This window comes from Pantoea sp. YR525 (assembly GCF_900116775.1).
GTDB lineage: Bacteria > Pseudomonadota > Gammaproteobacteria > Enterobacterales > Enterobacteriaceae > Pantoea > Pantoea symbiotica.
This window is the reverse complement of record NZ_FPBU01000004.1, coordinates 75,187-95,298: the sequence shown is the minus strand read 5'-3', so window position 1 is coordinate 95,298 and position 20,112 is coordinate 75,187. Positions and strand designations below refer to the sequence as shown.

At 55.8% G+C, this 20,112-nt stretch carries 15 protein-coding genes; 4 read left to right on the top strand and 11 right to left on the bottom strand.

Going from position 1 to position 20,112, the window contains the following annotated elements; genetic code table 11:
- Positions 1-5: 5 nt before the first annotated feature.
- Complete coding sequence (locus BM323_RS09310) at positions 6-4,892, bottom strand: alpha-2-macroglobulin family protein (RefSeq protein ID WP_008108298.1); 4,887 nt, start codon at positions 4,890-4,892, stop codon at positions 6-8.
- Positions 4,893-5,039: 147 nt separating this feature from the next.
- On the opposite strand from BM323_RS09310, the gene sseA reads away from it, so the two are divergent.
- A complete protein-coding gene (gene sseA, locus BM323_RS09305) occupies positions 5,040-5,879 on the top strand; it encodes a 3-mercaptopyruvate sulfurtransferase (RefSeq protein WP_008108296.1) in 840 nt (279 codons plus the stop codon).
- A 43-nt stretch (positions 5,880-5,922) separates the two neighbouring features.
- Here sseA and sseB read toward each other — a convergent pair whose 3' ends face one another.
- From sseB to trmJ, 5 genes are all read right to left on the bottom strand, one after another.
- Positions 5,923-6,690 carry an enhanced serine sensitivity protein SseB gene (gene sseB / locus BM323_RS09300; RefSeq protein ID WP_008108294.1) on the bottom strand — a complete coding sequence of 256 codons (768 nt, stop codon included), beginning with the start codon at positions 6,688-6,690 and terminating at the stop codon, positions 5,923-5,925.
- 49 nt (positions 6,691-6,739) lie between these two features.
- Positions 6,740-8,026: an aminopeptidase PepB gene (pepB, locus tag BM323_RS09295; protein ID WP_008108293.1), complete on the bottom strand. Its 1,287-nt coding sequence runs from the start codon at positions 8,024-8,026 to the stop codon at positions 6,740-6,742.
- Between the two features lie 62 nt (positions 8,027-8,088).
- The gene (locus tag BM323_RS09290) at positions 8,089-9,261 is read right to left on the bottom strand and encodes an IscS subfamily cysteine desulfurase (RefSeq protein WP_091003703.1); all 1,173 of its coding nucleotides are present in this window, start codon (positions 9,259-9,261) and stop codon (positions 8,089-8,091) included.
- A 208-nt stretch (positions 9,262-9,469) separates the two neighbouring features.
- Complete coding sequence (gene iscR, locus BM323_RS09285; RefSeq protein WP_008108287.1) at positions 9,470-9,967, bottom strand: Fe-S cluster assembly transcriptional regulator IscR; 498 nt, start codon at positions 9,965-9,967, stop codon at positions 9,470-9,472.
- A gap of 135 nt (positions 9,968-10,102) precedes the next feature.
- Positions 10,103-10,846 (bottom strand): tRNA (cytosine(32)/uridine(32)-2'-O)-methyltransferase TrmJ, encoded by a 744-nt coding sequence (gene trmJ, locus BM323_RS09280; protein ID WP_008108285.1) that lies wholly within the window; start codon positions 10,844-10,846, stop codon positions 10,103-10,105.
- A 121-nt stretch (positions 10,847-10,967) separates the two neighbouring features.
- Here trmJ and suhB point away from each other — a divergent pair, with 121 nt between their 5' ends.
- Positions 10,968-11,771 carry an inositol-1-monophosphatase gene (suhB, locus tag BM323_RS09275; protein WP_008108283.1) on the top strand — a complete coding sequence of 268 codons (804 nt, stop codon included), beginning with the start codon at positions 10,968-10,970 and terminating at the stop codon, positions 11,769-11,771.
- A 36-nt stretch (positions 11,772-11,807) separates the two neighbouring features.
- On the opposite strand, the gene BM323_RS09270 is transcribed toward suhB, so the two are convergent.
- The 3 genes from BM323_RS09270 to BM323_RS09260 form a co-directional block, all read right to left on the bottom strand.
- Positions 11,808-12,821 (bottom strand): MFS transporter, encoded by a 1,014-nt coding sequence (locus BM323_RS09270; protein WP_091003700.1) that lies wholly within the window; start codon positions 12,819-12,821, stop codon positions 11,808-11,810.
- A gap of 195 nt (positions 12,822-13,016) precedes the next feature.
- Positions 13,017-14,000, bottom strand: a complete 984-nt coding sequence (locus BM323_RS09265) for a nickel/cobalt transporter (protein ID WP_091003698.1) — start codon at positions 13,998-14,000, stop codon at positions 13,017-13,019.
- Entirely contained in the window at positions 13,991-14,617 is a 627-nt protein-coding gene (locus BM323_RS09260; protein WP_008101478.1) for a DUF1007 family protein, read from the bottom strand. Before BM323_RS09260 ends, BM323_RS09265 begins: the two co-directional genes overlap by 10 nt.
- 155 nt (positions 14,618-14,772) lie before the next feature.
- On the opposite strand from BM323_RS09260, the gene csiE reads away from it, so the two are divergent.
- Positions 14,773-16,041, top strand: a complete 1,269-nt coding sequence (gene csiE / locus BM323_RS09255) for a stationary phase inducible protein CsiE (protein WP_008101480.1) — start codon at positions 14,773-14,775, stop codon at positions 16,039-16,041.
- Here csiE and BM323_RS09250 read toward each other — a convergent pair.
- Positions 16,038-17,177, bottom strand: coding sequence for a 3-phenylpropionate MFS transporter (locus tag BM323_RS09250; RefSeq protein ID WP_008101484.1), 1,140 nt, complete (start codon positions 17,175-17,177; stop codon positions 16,038-16,040). The two genes, csiE and BM323_RS09250, sit on opposite strands and share 4 nt — an antisense overlap.
- Before the next feature lie 129 nt (positions 17,178-17,306).
- On the bottom strand, positions 17,307-18,560 hold the full coding sequence (gene glyA / locus BM323_RS09245) for a serine hydroxymethyltransferase (protein WP_008101485.1): 1,254 nt from the start codon (positions 18,558-18,560) through the stop codon (positions 17,307-17,309).
- Positions 18,561-18,899: 339 nt separating this feature from the next.
- Here glyA and hmpA point away from each other — a divergent pair, with 339 nt between their 5' ends.
- Positions 18,900-20,084: an NO-inducible flavohemoprotein gene (gene hmpA, locus BM323_RS09240; protein ID WP_008101488.1), complete on the top strand. Its 1,185-nt coding sequence runs from the start codon at positions 18,900-18,902 to the stop codon at positions 20,082-20,084.
- Positions 20,085-20,112: the final 28 nt, after the last annotated feature.

Below are 20,112 nucleotides of genomic sequence, written 5' to 3'. Positions count from 1 at the left end.
AATGGTTAACGCACATTGATTTTTTCCGGCGTGCTGCCAATCGCGCGCCATTCCGGCACATACATCGATTCCACCTGCGGCGGCGGCAAGCGATAGCTGCCCGGTGTGACCGCGCGCGCCAGATACAGCAGCGTGCCCGGCGTGTAGCCATCCAGCGACAGCGCGGCGACAAAGCGATCGTCACGGAATTCGATATGCTTAATGTTGGCTTGCTGCATATCCATCATGCTCTCTTTCAGCGCATCGGCGCTGTCGCCTAAACTGGCGCTGCTGTCGCTCAGGTTCTGGTTTTCCAGCTCCAGTCCGGCAGGCAGCAGATCCACCACCAGCGCATCACTGACGCGCTCGCTGGCCGCGACTTTGAGACGTACCACCAGCAGTTCACCACTTTTCAGGTTGGTGAGATCCGCCGGCTTACCATCCAGCGTGAAGTACTCACGACTGATCTGCAGCACGTTGCTCATCGGCGACGGTGCGGTGCGCGGATAACCCACCACATTTAGCGTGCCGTAAAGCGGCGACGCGTTGTCGCTTTTCACCGACACGCCCTGGCGAAGCTGATCTTCCGTCATACCAATATTGAGCGGCTGATTGCTGCTGAGCGGTTCCGCTTTGCCTTGTAGTGTCGCCTGCCAGCTTTCGCCTTTATGCTGCTGCAAGGTGCGGGCGGCGAGGAACAACGCGTTGTTTTCCTGGGTCGAGAACCAGCGCTGTCCGTGCACCGCTTTCGCCAGCTCGATCAGCAGCGGACCTTGCATCTCCGGCAGCAGCTGGTTTTCCGTCAACAACGACAAAATCAATGCGCGATCGCGCACCGGGCTGCCGTAATCGCCGAGCCAGCTGTTAGGCTTACGTTCCAGCCCAATGCCCTGCGCCAGCGCCAGTTGTGCGCGCTGTTGATCGCCCATCAGCTTCAACGCCACACCAAGCTGCACCATCGCGAGACCCGATTTAGCCTGATCGCGCTTTTCATACAGCGCACGCAACGCGCCGAGCGGTGCCTGCTGCTGACGTGCCAACACCAATCCGGCATAGGCCTGCACGCTGAAACGCAAACCATCTGCATCGCTGCTCCAGCTGGTTTCGATTTGCGTGGGATCCTGCAGATAGCGCAGCAGACGTTCGTCGGCGCGGGTAATCACGCCATCCTGCACGCTGTAACCGGCTTCGCTGGCGCGCAGCAGGAAATCAGTGACGTAAGCCGTCAGCCAGAACTCTTCCTGACTCTCTTTGCTCCACAAACCAAAGCTGCCGTTGCCGCGCTGCATGCCGGCAAGGCGCGCGATGCCGGTATCAATCGAGGCGCGACGCGCTTCATCGTTACTGGTTTTGATGCCCATCGCCGTCAGTTGCGCGTGATTAGTGAACACCGACGGCCAAATGCCGCTGGCGGTCTGTTCAAGGCAGCCATAAGGATAGGCATACAGCGAACTGATATAGCTGGCGATATTCAGCGGCGGACGGTTGCTGAGTGACAGCTGTCCGCTCAAAGTATCCTGCTGCAAGCCATTGAAGGCGCTCGCCATCACCTGCCAGTTCTGGCCGGTTTGCATCACATTATCGAAACTCAGCGTTTGTGCCGGATAAGCCGGACGCACGCCAATTTTCCATTTGCGCTCACTTGCTGCCAGCGTTTCGCCCGGCAAACTCATGCCGGACACCTTGACCTGCACATCGCCCTCACCAAAGCCGCCCTGCGCTTTGACCGGAATCTGCAAGGTGGTGCGCGCGCCTTTCGCCAGCTGCACGCTGGCGGGGATCTGGCCGTTAAGGGCGATCTGGCCGCTGGCCGTGACGTTGATTTTCAGCGTCTGCGGTTGATCGGTGAGGTTGGTGAGATCCAGCGCCAGCGTAGATTGATCGCCGCTGGCCAGGAAGCGCGGCGTCGCCAGTTCGCTGATCAACGGCGCAGCGACCACCAGCTTGCGATCGGCCGAGCCGAAACTGTCGTCGCTCCACACCTGCGCCATCAAACGCAATTCGCCATTAAACGCCGGAATCGGCAGTTCCAGCGTACCTTCGCCGTTGGCATCCAGCGTTACGGGCTGCAACTGTTGCGCCACAATCTGCACCTCTGTGACCGGCTTTTTACCGCCGCGCGACAGCGCATCGGCATCGTCGCCGTCACCACCAAAGCGCAGCGCGGCCAGCTTGCCACCGCCTTCAATCAACTGACCGAACACATCGTACTGATCGGCGTTGTAGCGCTTACGGCCAAAAAACGCGTCCCACGGATTCGGGGTTTTGTAATCGGTAATGTTAAGCACGCCGCTGTCCACCGCCGAGAGCAATACCTGAACCTGCTGCGGCAACGCGCCACCTTCACGGCTGGCTTTGACCTTCACTTTTAGCGTCTGCTCAGGACGAATTTTATCCGGCGCGTCGAGCGCTAAGCTGAGGCGACGCGCTTCAGTCGCCATCGGCAGATGCAGCAAGCCCACCGCACGTTTCGGCGTGACGCCGCTGGCTTTGTCGCCGTCACGCACCACGATGGCGCTAAGATAGAGATCGTGTCGCTTCCAGCTGTCGCTAATCGGTACATCAATGGTCGCGCCGCCCGCCGGAACGTTTAGCAGTTGCCACCACAGCGTGCCGCTGCTGGATTCCACCATCAGATAGCCTTTACCGGCAGCAGGCGATTCCACCTGTACATGCGCGGTGTCGCCCGCCTGATAGGCGGTTTTATCGATTTTCAGTTTGACCTGATCCGGACGCAGCGCGCCGGTGCCGTTGGTGTTGTCCTGCCACCAATATCCGGCCTGGAAACGCACGCTGCTGATGATGTTGTCGCCGGCATGCACTTCCAGGCGATAGGTGCCCCACTCCACCGGGAAGCTCACTTTCTGGCTGCCGCCCACCGCAATAGTGATGCGCTGCTGCTCCTCCTGCAGATCCTTTTGATCGAAGCGCGACTGCCAGCCTTCGCTGTCAGAGAAGCTCCAGTAATAGTCGCGGCGTTCGTGGATCAGGCGCACATCAAGATCTGATGCCGCCAGTTTCTCGCCCTGCGGATTGGCGTAGACCACGTCGAACTCCGCAAGGCTGTTTTCCGCCACGGTCGGCTCATCGTGATAGCGGTCGGTGCGATAGTCATACACCGATTCGCTGTTAAACAGCGGGCGAATGCCGGGCAGCGCCGGAGCCGGCCAAATTGCCTGAGTCGCACGGCGCGTCACCGGACGGCCGCCGGTTTCCAGCAAGCTGGCTTGCAGAATCAGATTGAGCGGCGAATGGCTCTCTTTCCAGCTGCTCTCAACGTTGAGCTGCAACTTACCGCTCTCATCCAGCTTCTCATCCACATCATTGAGTGAACGCTTCAGCTCTTCAGTGATGTCGCCAAATTGATAGCCTGGCAGCGCGGCCACCGCTTCACGTGCCGGGCGCAGGAACAGCTGCCCTTGCAACTCGTTACCTGCGGCAGGCGCACCGTACAAATAGCGGCCTTCGACCGCAAAAGTAATGTCGTCATCTGGCGTCACCGGCTGCGCGCTGTTGGTTAGATCCAGTGCCATGCGCTCTGGCAGGAAGTCTTCTACGTGGAACGGCCAACTGCGCGGCTGGTTATCGCCGCTGTTGATGCGCAGCGTCCATTCGCCAGTCATTGCGGAAGCAGGTAACGCGAAACGATGTTGATAGACGCCGTTTTCCGGCTGCCAGACAAAGGTCTGCGACACTTCGCCATTCGGCTGCACCACTTCGGCTTTCACCGGCTGCGGCGGCAATGGTTTGCCGTCAGCATCACGCAGCAGCGCGTTGACGATCACCGTTTCACCCGGACGATAGAGATCGCGCGGACCAAATACGAAGAACTGTTTGTCGTAGCCTTGCGGACCATCAATCGGAAATTCAGCCAGATCCAACGCCGGACGATTGAGATCGATCAGCGAGGTTTGGCCCTTTTGCGTCGCCAGCAGCAGTTTGCCTTTGGCATTCGCCGGTAAGCGCAGATGACCGTTGCTGTCGCTGGTGCCGCTGGCGAGTTGTTTGCCTTTTTCATCCAGCAACTGCACGCTGACATCATCCAGCGGCTCGCCGTTGGCCAGGCTTTGGGCGAACAGTTCCAGCTGTTCGGGGAATTGGTGCAGCGACAAACCGATGTCGCTCAATGTGAACAGTGTCGCCGGCTGCGTGTAGTTGTAGGTTCCGGCCTGTTTCATCACCGCCAGATAGACGCCCGGCTGTTTCAGCGCATCGATATCGCCCAGCGGCAGCTGCATTTTCTCGCGCGTATTGCGCGCCGGATTGAGATCGAAGCGTGCGCCGTAAACCAGATCGGCATTTTTCAGCAGCTCGCGCGATTCCCAGTACGACATGTTGTTGCCGTAATTCCACTGGGCGAGAAAATCGGCTAGCGAGGCACTTTTCACGCGGAAGAAATCGACGTCGACGTTATTCACATTTAATGCCAGCACCGGCAAACCCTGCGTCAGACGCAGCGGCAACAGCGATCCGCGACTGGCAAAACCCACCATCGGCTGGATATCGCGCGTGGTGAGCGTTTGATTAAAAGGCGCGGATAAGGTGCTGCCATCGGCCGCTTTGAGACCAGCATCGACGTTAACTGTCAACTTGCGCGACGGTTCAGGATGACGAAAACGCAGCGCTTTACCGTTTTGCGCCAGCTCCCAGCCGCCGTCGACCTTGCCACTTTTCTCATCGGTAATTTGCACGTGCGCGGCAAAATCCTGTTTGCTATCAAGCGGCGAGTTGAAGGTCAACACCAGCGCGGCAGCGCCGTCGAGTTGCAGTTCGGAGAGATCGATAACGGACAGCGATTGCGGCGTTGTTGCTGCGACTGGTGTTTCCTGCGCGTGAATCGTTGAGGTTACGCCGCCCAGTAATACACCACCGATCAGCGCGCTGAGCAGCAGCCGGTTAAAACGTTTTGCCATGGTAATTCCCTCACCAGTCCCAGAAGTTAAGAAAACGTAATTTCGCGCAATTTCACATCAACCCGCCAACTTTAGCAATCACACCCTTGAGATAGCGTTCACATTCCCGGACACTGGTCGTTTCCCGTTTGCTGAGAAGAGGTTGCTATGACAGCCATATTTGTGTCCGCTGATTGGTTGAAAGAACATTACACCGAGGAAACATTGCAGGTGCTTGATGCCCGCATGTTGCCGCCTGGCCAGGAAGCCGTACGCGATCTGCAGGCTGAATATCTGGCTAGCCATCTGCCGAATGCCCCGTTCTTCGATATCGAAGCGTTGTCCGATCACACCTCGCCTTATCCGCACATGATGCCGCGCGCCGAATCCTTTGCGGTGGCGATGCGCGAATTGGGCGTCAGCCAGGATAAACATCTGGTGGTGTATGACGAAGGCAACCTGTTCTCGGCACCGCGCGCGTGGTGGATGCTGCGCGCCTTTGGCTGCGAAAATGTGTCGATTCTGGCCGGAGGATTACAGGGCTGGAAAGCGGCCGGTTTCGATGTCACCACCGGACCAGTAAGTTTACCGGAAGGCGAATTCGAAGCGACTTATGATGGCACACAGGTGAAACGCCTGACCGACGTGCTGCTAATCAGCCACGAAGGCGGTGCGCAAATCGTCGATGCACGCGCGGCCAACCGTTTTAATGCCGAAGTGGATGAACCGCGTCCGGGCTTGCTGCGCGGGCATATTCCTCACAGCTTGAACGTGCCGTGGAACAGTTTGGTGGTAAATGGTGAACTGAAACCGGCAGCGGAACTGCGCGATCTGTTTGCTCAGGCGGGCGTAAAACTGGATCAGCCGGTGATTGCCAGCTGCGGTTCAGGTGTTACGGCGGTGGTGGTGATTCTGGCGCTGACGTCGCTGGGTGTACGGGATGTGACGCTGTACGACGGTTCGTGGGGCGAATGGGGCAGCCGCGACGATTTACCGATCGAGAAGTGATAGCAGGTCGCCATAAATGGCGACCCTACATGTAAGGTGCGGGTTATATAATCCGCTGACTGCCCTTGAAATCGCGCAGGAAACTGCCCCAGCGACGTTCATAGAATGGCGTGATGTGGGCAGTAAAGAAGTGGCTCACGCCGCGATCTTCATTCACCACTTCACAAATATCAATGGGTGCATCATCGGCCAGCGTATCCGTTGCTACGCCGCCCGCCGCTTGAATAATCTCATCGATATCGCTATCGGCTTCGATACCAATCAGCAGGTTAGGTTCTTCGGTGGCGCTTTCACGAATGCTGGCGATGTAAGCACGGCGCACCTGTTTGTATTTGGCAAACAGCTGCGTTAACGAATCGACCATCTGCGCTGGCGGCTCGGCCACTTCAGACAGCAGCAGCGCCTGGCCGCCTTCCAGCACGGTTTGCTGGCTCAGCGCACTGCCCTCTTCGCCAATCAGATGCGCGATTTCACCCGGCGAAAACTCTTTGCCCGCTGGCAGCTTCGGATTGAGGAACAGCGTTTCGCCTTGCGTAATCTCAAACAGCGTACGCACTGGCATGCGCAGATAAGGCTGCTCATCTTTGATTGCCTCACCCATCGCTTCTTCGGAGGTGAAGAACGGGATCACGCTGCCGCCACCCTCTTTTTCCCAATGCTGTAATTCGACCGGCGAAGTTGCATCAAACTGCTCAGCGGGACTTTCGCCTGGCACCCAAACATCGGCGTCCAGCAGCAGTTGGAAAAATTCCGGACGGTGCGCAGGCTCGGTGGCCGCCAGCTTCAGCACCTCTTCAAGACGGTTACTCATTTGTCGTATTCCAAAAAAGACGGCAAGCTTACGCCTGCCGTGATGAGGGCTATTTCAGTAACAGATTGGCGACGGTGCGCACACCCAAACCGGTCGCACCAGCGGACCACTGATCCACCGCGCCTTTGCGATACGTCGCGGAGCAGTCAATGTGCAGCCAGCCTTGCTGATATTTGCTGACGAAATGCGACAGGAACGCCGCCGCGCTGCTGGCACCTGCCGCGTGTGACGGGCTGGCGATGTTATTCAGATCGGCAAAGTTCGAAGGCAGATGGCTGCGATGGAACTCGGCCAGCGGCAAGCGCCAGAAGGCTTCGTTTTCGCCGGTCGCACTGCCGAGCAGCGATTCCGCCAGCACATCGTCAAAGGTAAACAGCGCGTGGTAATCATTACCCAGAGCAGTTTTCGCCGCGCCGGTCAGGGTTGCCGCATCGATCAGCAGTTCAGGATTCTGCTCGCTGGCATCGATCAGGCCATCGGCCAATACCAGACGACCTTCCGCATCGGTGTTCATCACTTCCACGGTTTTACCGTTGCGATAGCGAATGATATCGCCCAGGCGGAATGCGTTGCCGCTGACCATGTTGTCGGCGCAGCACAGATACAGTTTCACGCGCTTATTCAGACCGCGCGAAATCGCCAGCGCCAGTGCGCCGGTCAAGGTTGCCGCGCCGCCCATATCAGACTTCATCGAGTCCATGAAGGCGCTTTGCTTCAGGCTGTAACCGCCGGTATCAAAGGTGATACCTTTACCGACCAGACAAGCATAAACCGGCGCACTTTCATCGCCGCTTGGGTTGTAATCCAGCGCCAGCAATACCGGCGCGCGCGTTGAACCACGGCCCACGGTGTGAATACCGGCATAACCCTGCTCGCGCAGATCGTCGCCTTTGGTGATGCGATAGCTCACCGCTTTGCCGCCCACTTCGTTGATCAGATCAACCGAGTTATGCGCCAGCTGCTCTGGACTAAGATCTTCCGCCGGCAGGTTGATGGTGTCGCGCACCCAATCAACGATCTTTAGGCGACGTGCAAATTCAGCCTGATCGGCCTCATTGAATTCCGGCCACTCGACCTGACGTTTGCCTTTCGGGCTGCGATAGCCTTGCCATAATGCCCAGCACTTCTCTAAATCCCAGCCTTCGCCCTGCAGTGAGACGTGACGAATGCCCTGACCGTCCAGCTTGCGACCCGCGCGCTGGATGCTCATCAGCGCATCTGCGCCAGTCAGGTGAATGGTCATGCCACTTTCGTTACTGCTCAGCAGCGCTTTATCACCCCAGCGCGCGTCGGCGGCCTGGGAGCTGAGCGTAATTATCATCGGTTGTGTTGTCATCGCGTGGCTCCGTTTGCGTTAGGTGTCACCTTGCGCCAGAACCGGCGCAAGGGGTGCATGAATTAGCGGGAGTTAGTCGCAGGCGAGAGCGCCCGCAGACGCGTTACCGCTTTGTTAACCAGCTCGATAGCGTACTCAATTTCCTCTGCGCTGGTGAAGCGTCCGAGCGAAAAACGCAGCGAGCTGTGTGCCAGCTCCTGCTCAACGCCCATCGCGCGCAGCACATAGGAAGGTTCGAGACTGGCCGAGGTACAGGCGGAACCGGATGACAGCGCCAAATCTTTCAGCGCCATAATCAGCGATTCGCCATCGACGTGGGCAAAACTGATATTGAGGATGTTCGGAGCGCCCTGCTCCAGCGAACCGTTGAGGTTCACGTTACTCAGTTGACTGATGCCATTCCACAGACGCTGGCGCAACTCGACCAGACGCGCCATTTCGCTGCTCATCTCTTCGCGCGCAATGCGGTAGGCTTCGCCCATGCCGACAATTTGATGCACCGGCAATGTGCCAGAACGCATGCCGCGCTCGTGGCCGCCACCGTGCATCTGCGCATCAATTTGCAGGCGCGGCTTGCGGCGCACCCACAGCGCGCCGATGCCTTTCGGTCCATACAACTTGTGCGCCGAGAAGGACATCAAATCCACCGGCAGTTCAGTGACGTCAATCGGCAGTTTGCCGACGCTTTGCGTGGCATCAACGTGGAACAGGATGTCACGCGCACGGCACAACGCGCCGAGTGCAGCGATATCTTGTATCACACCGGTTTCATTATTGACGTGCATCAGCGACACCAGCACTGTGTCGTCGCGCAGTGCAGATTCGAGCATCTTCGGCGTGACGATACCGTCGCTGCCCGGCTGTAAGAAGGTGACATCAAAGCCTTCGTGCGCCAGTTGCTGGCAACTGTCGAGCACCGCTTTGTGTTCGGTTTGGCTGGTAATAATGTGCTTGCCGCGCGCCTGATGAAATTGCGCTGCACCTTTAATGGCAAGGTTGTCCGCTTCGGTCGCGCCGGAGGTAAAGACGATTTCACGCGGATCGGCATTGACCAGCTCCGCAATCTGATTGCGAGCCACATCAACGGCTTCTTCAGCCTGCCAGCCAAAACGGTGGGAACGGGACGCGGGGTTACCGAAAGTGCCATCCATCGTGAGGAACTGCATCATTTTGGTGGCGACACGCGGATCCGCAGGCGTAGTGGCTGCGTAATCCAGGTAAATCGGTAATTTCATTGCGCTAAAACTCCGTATAAAAAATCATACGTCTTTATAGCACGAATCGGCCTTTCCAGTATGAACCCGTCATGCTTCAAGTTATAGGTGCGTTGGCTGCACTCACTCACCCCAGTCACATACTTATGTATGCTCCTGGGGATGCGCTCGCTTGCCGCCTTCCTCTAACTCGAATCATTTAGGGTTGGGAAAACCACGCTAAGTTAGATTACGCGCGCAGATTAACGTTGATGGTTTCTTGCACACGATGCTGCTGGAAGCGGCGATTATCGACCGTGTTCTGACGATCGGCCACTTCGAGGATTTCCTGATTATTCACCAGTTCAGCCAGCGTGATGTTGTTGAGGAAGTCACTAATGCGCTCACTCAGGTCACGCCACAAAACGTGGGTCAGGCAACGCTCGCCGCCCTGGCAGCCTTCTTTGCCCTGGCATTTGGTGGCATCGACAGATTCGTCAACGGCGGTAATAACCGCGCCCACAGCAATCGCACTTGAATCTTTACCTAACAGATAACCGCCACCTGGACCACGAACGCTGGCAACCAAGCCGTGCTTACGCAGACGTGAGAATAACTGCTCCAGATAGGACAACGAGATGCCCTGACGCTCAGAAATGTCAGCTAGCGGCACCGGGCCCTCATTGGAGTGCAGTGCAACGTCCAGCATAGCGGTTACGGCATAACGTCCTTTGGATGTCAGTCTCATAGCATACAACCTCGTAAGCGTCCGTCCGGTTATCGGCGGGTTATCTGATGAATTGGATGCAGTCTGACATTCCTGAGTAAAACGGTCAACTATTTAACCGAGTAATTTGCTCAACTATTTAACCAAGTGTTTTACTCAACTATTATCCACATTACCTTTGCGCTTTTCGAACGATGCCATCATGCCGCGCAGGATGTTCAGTTCGTCGCGTTCTGGACGCGCACGTGTATATAAACGACGCAGCTTGCTCATCACCTGGCTTGGCGTACCTTCACGGATAAAGCCGCTGTTCAGCATCATCTGCTCGATGTGCTGATAGAAGCGCTCGAGATCGTCAACCAGCGGATACGGTGACTCGACAGCTTGTTCCGTCGGCGCGGCTTTTTCCTGCGCGTCCAGCCAGGCCATGCGCACTTCGTAAGCGATAATCTGCACCGCCATCGCCAGGTTCAGTGAGCTGTATTCCGGATTGGCCTGAATCGCGACGTGATAGTGACACTTTTGCAACTCTTCGTTGGTCAGGCCGACGCGCTCGCGGCCAAACACCAATGCAACCGGCGCCTGCTGGCCCTCTTCCACGCTTTTAATGCCGCACTCGCGTGAATCCAACATTGGCCACGGCAGTGAACGTGAACGTGCGCTGGTGCCAACCACCAAACTACAGCCAGCAATGGCTTCATCCATGGTATCGACAATGCGCGCATTACCAATAACATCGCTGGCACCGGCGGCGAGGGAAATGGCCTGTGAATCCGGTTTCACCAGCGGATTGACCAGATAAAGGTTGGTTAAGCCCATGGTTTTCATCGCGCGTGCGACGGAGCCCATGTTGCCCGTGTGCGAGGTTTCTACCAGTACGATTCGGATATTCTGCAGCATAATTAGAGGCGGTCAGGGAAATGATGGCGCGCATCCTAACATAAAAAGAGGACATTTGCTGAACACGCTGATATACTCCGCGCCGTTTTCCCCGTTCTTTAACATCCAGCGAGAGATACCGATGCATCCGATGCTCAACATCGCCGTGCGCGCAGCGCGCAAGGCCGGAAATTTAATTGCCAAGAATTATGAAACCCCGGACGCAGTTGAAGCTAGCCAGAAAGGCAGCAACGACTTCGTTACCAATGTTGACCGTGACGCAGAACGTCTGATTATCGAAGTAATTCGTAAATCGTACCCGAAACACACCATCATCACCGAAGAAAGCGGTGAACTGGCGGGCGAAGATCAGGACATTCAATGGGTAATCGATCCGCTGGATGGCACCACCAACTTCATCAAACGTCTTCCACACTTCTCAGTATCTATCGCTGTGCGCATCAAAGGCCGCACCGAAGTGGCTGTGGTTTACGATCCAATGCGTAACGAACTCTTCACCGCCGTACGCGGTCAGGGCGCACAGCTGAACGGCTATCGCCTGCGCGGCAGCACGGCTCGCGATCTGGATGGCACCATTCTGGCTACCGGCTTCCCGTTCAAGTTGAAGCAGCATGCAACGCCTTACATCAACATCGTTGGCAAACTGTTCACCCAGTGTGCCGATTTCCGTCGCACCGGTTCAGCGGCGCTGGATCTGGCTTACACCGCAGCGGGTCGCGTTGATGGTTTCTTCGAGATTGGCCTGAAGCCGTGGGATTTTGCCGCGGGCGAACTGCTGGTGCGTGAAGCGGGCGGCCTGGTGACTGACTTTACCGGCAACCACGGTTACGTAATGTCAGGTAACATCGTTGCGGGTAACCCACGCGTAGTGAAAGCGATGCTGGCATCGATGCGTGAAGAATTGAGTGAAGCGCTGAAGCGCTAAGTGAGAAAAGGCGGCTGAATCAGCCGCCTTTTTTATTTACCGACGTTCGTGACTTAATACCTGACGCGGTTGCGTCTTGCGCCCCACGCGCCCCATCAAGGCCGCCAGTACCGCTTCAATCACCAGCATAAAGAAGGTGAACCAGCTTGCTTTCGCTGTCGCGGCAGCGGCTTGCTCAGCCACTTCACGCGCTTTCTGCTCCGCCTGCTGTTTCAACTGCTGATATTGCTGTACGGCTTTTTTGTAGCTCTCTTCAGTCTTCGTCACAATCTGCTCAACTTCCTGATCGCTTTTACCGGTACGCGCTTTAATAATATTTTTCAGCGCATCACGATCGGCAGCCTGCAATGTATCTGAATGACGATTCATAACGCCTTTCAACCAATTAGCCAGATCAGTGTCAGCATTTTGTGGATTTTGCGCGGTTTGTTCCGCTTGATTTTGCGCGCTATTGGCTTCGTTATTTACATCCTTTTGCAGATTCTCAGGTTGTAATTCAGACTTGCCGGTTTGACGCAGCGTAGTTTGCAATTCATTTTTTAAATCATCTAAATTGATATTACTTTCCTGCAGCTTCTCTTTTGCCATATTGGTGAGTGAAGGCGCCGCAGCGGAAATTCCACTGCCAACCGCATTAACCCCAGCGCCTAAAATATTAAAGGCTCCGCCAATAATTCCCGTGGCTAAGGTAATTGCCAGCCACAGCGTGAGAATGGTGCTGACGCCAAACATCAGTAAGCCGTGCATCGCCCCTTCGCGCTGCGCCAGACGTCCCGCAACGTAGCTACCCACGGCCATGGCGATTAACATACTCACGCCAGTCCAGATTAACGCGCCAGTTCCCAGATGCTGCAGTGGGTTTTGTTCCTGCTGCGGATCGATGGTGGTCGCACCAATTGCCGTGCCTAATATACCTAATAAAATATGGATGATTAGCGCAGCGATAACGCCTGCAAATACCGCGCTCCAGGAAATACGCTTCAACGGCAAACCGACATGATTTTCATGAACAGTTTCTACACCGCCATTATTAATCCGGGTTTCAGGCATCGTTTTTTCCTCGCAAAATATTACGATAAATAATTATTGTTACTGAATGGACCAGAAGCCTGACTGGTAACAATTAGCGTAGTCGGTGAACGCTATTTCCACCAGATTAGTACAGGGATGCGATTTAATTATATGAGACGGATAACGATTTAAACGCAGACGATACTATTACCGCTGCGTTTATTATTTTTTAGACTACATGAAAGGACGAATTCCGCCGCCAATACCTGGTGAAGCACTTTGCCATAATGCAACGCCCGCAACGATTAACAGCACGCTACCCAACAAGGCGAGCAGCGGCACCAGCAGCTTAGCAGAAGGATGGCTGCCGCCAGCCTGTCCTAAATGTTGCGCCAGCACACGGGAACGCTGCACTAACAAGCCGAGCGCCGAAACTGTCAACGCCGTGCCCACCGCCATCGCTACGGCAGAGGCAACGCCCCATGCATAAACGCCGATCACTTTGGCAAACAGCAGCATCATGATGGCACCGGAACAGGGCCGCAGCCCCATGGAAAACACCACCAACGCCTGCGTTTTAGCGCTAACCGCCTGATCCATCTGTGCGGCGCTGGGCAGATGCGCATGACCGCAGCCGCAGTGTTCATCATGCTGATGTGTAGGACGAATAGCGTGGATCTGCAGCTTTGGCTGAGGGCGCAGTTGCTGGCGCAGCGATCGCAATGCACGCCAACCGACCCAAACACCCAGCGCGACAACGAGCAGAAAACTGCCCTTCTCCAGCCAGTAACTGCCGATATGCATCTGCCGCGACGAGGTTTGCAGCACCACCAGCATCAGCGTCACCAAACCAATCGCCACGCCGCCCTGCAGCAAAGCCGCCAGCAGCGTCAGTTTCATGCTGGTTTTCAACTTTGCCGGATGGGTAGCGAGGAAGGTGGTGATCACCACTTTGCCGTGTCCCGGACCCAGCGCATGCAACACGCCATACGCAAGGCTGAATAGCATCAGCGTCACACCCGCCTGCTGCGGTTGTTCAGCGACCTGCTGCAACAGCTGCGTCATCTCGCGATTCAGAACTTTTTGCCACAGCACGCTTTGCAGCAAAATCTGCGACCAGTGCTGCCACAGCAACACGCCCGCCAGCAGCAATAACGCCGCCATCAGCCACAGCGGCCACAAACGACGTGAGCGGGAAGGCAGCGAAATCAATGACATATCAGCGTCACCGTTTGGGCGAATTGCTGGCCAAGATCCATATCCTCTGGCGGCGCATCGGCTTTATCCAGCGACAGCGCATATTGTTTCAGCGAGTCATCCGGTTTCGGCGTGTGCAGCTCGATCTGGCAATGGGATTTAACGGTGTCGTCCATGGTTAATGCCTGTGGATTATCGTAATACATATCAACGAAATAGCTGGGATCAAAGGTCTGAATGCGATACTGCTTCGCACTTAATAACTGTGGCTCGCCAAACGGCACGATGAACTCCAGCACCGCTTTGTTGCCGTTACGCGATAAGTTGTACTCTTTCGGCAGATTGAGGAACTTGACCCGATTCTTGTCCTGCCACACTTCAGTGAAATAGTGCTGACCGAGCACGTTGGCCATCACCTGCGCCGCCAGTTTTTTCCACACCACATCGCCAGGTTTGGCCTTACCTGCGTCGTACAGCAGATCGGCAGAGGTAATCTCATCCATGGTCCACACCATTTTCATGCCGCTAAGATGTTGGTTGTCACTGATGAACTCGGTTTTCATGTCAACAAAGCTGTGCGGATGTGACCAGGCTGCGGTGCTGAACAACAGCGTAAACGTAATGAGTGCAATTTTCATGTGTTATAAAGTAACAATTTTAAAGTGAAGTGTAGAGTGGTCCAGAAAAATTGTGACCCGCCCTAAAGCTCTGAACAAAAGTCACGACAAAGTGCAAGGTTACCGCGTGGAGTTAGCTATTCTTAGGTCAAAAGTGACCTGCGGATAAACCATTGATGAGTTCTGCACCTTCCTCTGCACCACTCTTCAGCCGCTCCCAGCGTCGTTGTCATCTGTTACTGCTGCTATTTCTGCCCGCTCCCGCGTTGACGCTTGAAAAGCTCTGCCAGTTAAATGGCGTGGCGCCTGTTGTCGCCCGACAGGATATCGCGGATGTCGGAGAGGAGATACAGCGTTACCATCAACTGGAGCTACACCAGATGGTCGATGGCAGCTTCCGCATTCATGGGACGGAACTGGACAGGCGGCTGTGCCTGATCCACTGGCTGCGACGCGCGCTGCGTTTGTCGCAGGATTTTGTCTGCGAGCATTTTGCCCCAGTGCTGCGTCAGCGCCTGAAAGTACTGAAAATCGAGAAAGCGCTGTGGGATGAAACCAACCTGCAGGCGCTGATTCAGCACTGCAGCCTGCGTCTGGCGCGCGACTTCAGCGCACGCGACCGCCTGTTTCTGCAAATCTTCATGAAGTATTCGCTGTGTCAGCGCCAAAACGCCCTGTTCAATGACGGGCAACGTGCATGGCTGGCGGAAAAAGCCGAGCGAGCTGCCGCCGACGACGTGATTCATCACTGGCAGAAACGCTGCCACATAGCGCCGGATGTGAGCGAAACCGACTTCTGGACGCTGTTGTTTAGCTTGATTCACGCGCCAACCGCTACGCAACTGGAGCATCCACAAGCGGTAAAGCTGATGCAGTCAGTGGAAGCGCTGATTACGCGCTTTGAGCAGCTGGCACAAACCACCTTTAAAAATCGATCCGAACTTACTCAGCAACTCTTTACGCATCTGGCGCAGGCGCTGGATCGCAGTCATTTCGCCATCGGCATTGATAACAGCGTGGCGCTGGATGTCGCACGGCTCTATCCACGCCTGCTGCGCACCACGGAACGCGCGCTTGAGCATTTTAGCCGTAATTTTGCCACGCGCTTTAGTGCCGAAGAGGTCAGTCTGGTGGCGGTATTGTTTGGTGCCTGGCTGATGCAGGAGAGTGCATTGCAGGAAAAGCAGGTGCTGCTGCTGACAGGCGCGGATGCGGCGCTGGAGCAGTTGCTGGAGCAGCAGCTACGGGAAATGACTTTGTTACCGATTAACATTAGCTATCAGGACGTCGTGCATTTTCAGCGTGAAGGCGCGCCGCGCGATATCGCGCTGGTGATCACGCCCTACGCCATTTCGTTGCCGCTGTTTTCACCGCCGCTGATCCAGGCTGAGCTGCCGCTGAGTAGCCATCAGCAGCAGCGCATTCGCCAGTTGCTGGAGAGTTAAGCGGCGCGCGGACGCAGGAACAGCGCCGGCAGCGCCACTAACGCCATCACCCAGAACAGATGTCCTTGCAGATGAGCAAACAGCACACCGCAAATCATGGTCATCACCGCAATACCACCGCCCATGGCCAGCGCCGAGTAAAGCGATTGCAGACGAATCACTTCCGCACCTTTGCGCGCGGCAATGAAACGCATCGCCGCTAAGTGGCAGACGGTAAAGCTGCCGCAGTGCAGAATCTGCGCCACGATCAGCAACGGCAAGGCGGTGCTGGAGCCGAGCATCGTCCAGCGGATAATGGCGCACACGCCCGATAACAGCAGCAAATCGCGCGCGCTCCAGCGGCGGAACAGCCGGCTGCTAAGAGCAAAAATGATGATTTCAGCCACCACGCCCAGCGACCATAAATAGCCGATAATCGACGCGGAATAACCGCTCTCCTGCCACCAAATCGCGCTGAAGCTGTAGTAAGCCGCATGTGCGCCCTGCAACAATGTCACGCATAACATAAAGCGCCACACCGCATTTTCACGCAGCAAATCACGCCATGCCTGCCAGCCACCGTCGGTGGATGTCTGACGTTCACTGCCCTGCGGCTTAGTCGCAGGCGTTAACATCATCCCACCTAACATGCTGATCGCGCCCAGTGACAGCAGCACCAGAATCGCCTGAGACGAGAACGCAGTAACTAGCATGCCGGTTAAGGCAGAACTGATGACAAACGCCAGCGACCCCCACAAACGAACCGGGCCATAAGTCAGACCGATTTGCTGCGTCCAGGTGGCGGCCAGCGCATCACTGAGCGGCACCAGCGGTGAGAAAAACAGGTTGAAGCCGATCATCACGAACAGCAGCCACATCCACTGTTGCCCCAGCCAATAACCGATGGCGAACAGGCAGGTCATCAGCGCCAGCAGGCGCAGCGCGGTGATCAGCTGGGAGGGATTTTTTACCTGCGAAGCAATCAGCAAGCTGCCGATAAAACGCGCCACCATGCCGCAACCCAGCAGCAGGCCGATTTTTTCCGCATCGAGTCCGGTGCCTTTTAGCCAGACGCTCCAGAAAGGAAGGTAAATGCCGTAACAGAAGAAGTAAGTGAAGTAGCCCAAACCGAGCCATTTGGCGGAGCCGATTGCCATATTCCCTCCAGCAAAAATGCTGCTCAGCAGCACGAGTGGCCGCTACTTTGTCAGAGCGCTGCCGCGACGGCAATAAAAAAAGGATGGCTTGCGCCATCCTTTTTTGAACTGCATCGACTAGCGTAAAACTTACGCGTACACCGGCAGACGGCTGCAGATTTCCAGCACTTTCTGTTTGGTACGTTCGATGGTCGCTTCGTCGTTGATGTTGTCCAGCACGTCAGCGATCCAGCCTGCCAGCTCGCGAACGTCAGCTTCCTGGAAACCACGACGCGTCACCGCTGGGGTACCAATACGCACGCCTGAAGTCACGAACGGGCTCTTCGGATCGTTGGGTACGCTGTTTTTGTTCACGGTAATGTTAGCGCGGCCCAGAGCGGCATCGGCTTCTTTACCGGTCAGGTTTTTGCTGACCAGATCGATCAGGAACAAGTGGTTGTAAGTGCCACCGGAAACGATGTTGTAACCGCGCTCCAGCAGAACTTCCACCATTGCTTTCGCGTTCTTAGCAACCTGCTGCTGATAAGTTTTGAACTCTGGCTCCATCGCTTCTTTGAACGCCACCGCTTTACCAGCGATCACGTGCATCAGAGGACCGCCCTGACCACCCGGGAACACCGCGGAGTTCAGTTTTTTATACAGATCTTCGTCACCGTTTTTCGCCAGGATCAGGCCGCCACGCGGACCCGCCAGGGTTTTATGGGTGGTTGAGGTCACGATATGGGCATGAGGAACCGGGTTCGGGTAAACGTCTGCGGCGATCAGGCCCGCAACGTGTGCCATATCAACGAACAGGTACGCGCCGACGCTGTCCGCGATTTCACGCATTTTGGCCCAGTCGCACACGCCAGAGTAAGCAGAGAAGCCGCCGACGATCATTTTTGGCTTGTGGGTTTGTGCCAGTTCAGCCAGCTCTTCGTAGTTGATTTTGCCGGTTTCATCGATGCCGTAAGGAATAACGTTGTACAGCTTACCAGACAGGTTCACCGGAGAACCGTGCGTCAGGTGACCACCGTGCGCCAGGTTCATACCCAGAATGGTGTCGCCCGGCTGCAGCAGCGCGGTGTAAACCGCAAAGTTGGCCTGAGAACCAGAGTGCGGCTGCACGTTAGCGAAATCTGCGCCGAACAGCTCTTTAGCGCGATCGATCGCCAACTGCTCAACGATATCGACGTATTCACATCCGCCGTAATAACGTTTGCCCGGATAGCCTTCGGCATATTTGTTGGTGAGCTGTGAACCTTGGGCCTGCATTACGCGTGGGCTGGTGTAGTTTTCAGAAGCAATCAGTTCAATGTGCTCTTCCTGACGCACTTTCTCTTGCTCCATAGCCTGCCACAACGCGGCATCATAATCGGCAATGTTCATATCACGCTTTAACATCCGGACTCTCCTGACTCAGCTAACTTTTTAACGGCAGTTTAGGCCCCGGCTAGGGGGCGAAGGCGAACAGTGTAAACGGTTTTGACAGGTGACGGTAGCGTCAATCCCCTCTTTTTGCGCAAACGATTGGCATGGCGCTGGAACGGGTTTTTTACGCTTTTTTTCAAGCCGGAAAATCACGAAATTTGCTCACTTTCATCGCGAAAGAATTTCAGCTTTGCGGGCCAGCCCGCACCTTTTTTGCTTAATCCTTAATCAAAAAGAGGGATTTACAGGCGCTTCGATTACTCATAAGATGCATTTAAAATACATGTTTAAATTCACCCTGAGGATTTCACCATGCTCGACGCGCAAACCATCGCTACCATCAAATCGACCTTGCCCGCCATTGCCCAGATCGGTCCGCAGCTTACCGGCCATTTCTACCAGCGTTTACTGACACAACATCCTGAACTGAAAAACGTGTTTAACATGAACAATCAGCGCAGCGGCAATCAGCGGGAAGCATTGTTTAACGCCATTGTGGCGTATGGCAGCAACCTGGAGAATTTGGCCGTGCTGTTGCCGGCGGTGGAGAAGATTGCGCAGAAGCATGCCAGCCTGAACATTCAGCCTGAGCAGTACGCGATTGTCGGTGAAAATCTGCTGGCGACGATTGATGAGCTGCTACATCCGGGTGAAGAGGTGCTGACCGCGTGGGGCAAAGCATATGGTGTGCTGGCCGATGTGTTTATCCAGCGTGAAGAAGCCATCTATTCGGCCTCCGAAGAGAAAACCGGCGGCTGGCGCGGTGCGCGTGATTTCCGTATTCGCGCCATCAATCAGGAAAGTTCGGTGATCAAGAGTTTTGAACTGGTGCCAAACGACGGTCAGCCGGTGGCAACCTTCCTGCCCGGTCAGTATCTGGCTATCAGCTTACAACCAGCTGGCTTTGAAAATATTCAGCATCGCCAGTATTCACTGACGCACCAGCCAAATGGGCAGTTTTATCGCATCGCGGTTAAACGCGAAGCGCTGGGCAGCGTGTCGGGCTGGCTGCACGATAACGCGCAGGTGGGCGATATAGTGCAATGCGCGGCACCAGCCGGTGATTTCTTCCTGCAGGCTGAAGCAGCCACGCCGATTACGCTGATCTCGGCTGGCGTCGGCCAAACCCCCATGCTGGCGATGCTGGCTAACCTGGCGCAGCAGCAACATGCGGCGGCGGTTAACTGGCTGCACGCCGCAGAAGCCGGTTCGCAGCATGCATTTGCCGAAGAGGTGAAATCCCTTGGCGCACGCCTGCCAAACTTCACCAGCCACGTTTGGTATCGTCAGCCAGAAAGTGCAGATGCCGGACGCTACGACGCGCAAGGCTTGATGGATTTAGCGAGCGTATCCGCCGCGCTTAACCAGGCCGAGCGTCAGTTCTGGATCTGTGGTCCGCTGCCATTTATGCAGTTTGTCGCGCGTCAATTGGTTGATGCCGGCATCAATGCCGATCGCATCCACTATGAAGTGTTTGGTCCGCACAAGGTGCTGTAAAACAAAAAAGCCTGCACAAGGCAGGCTT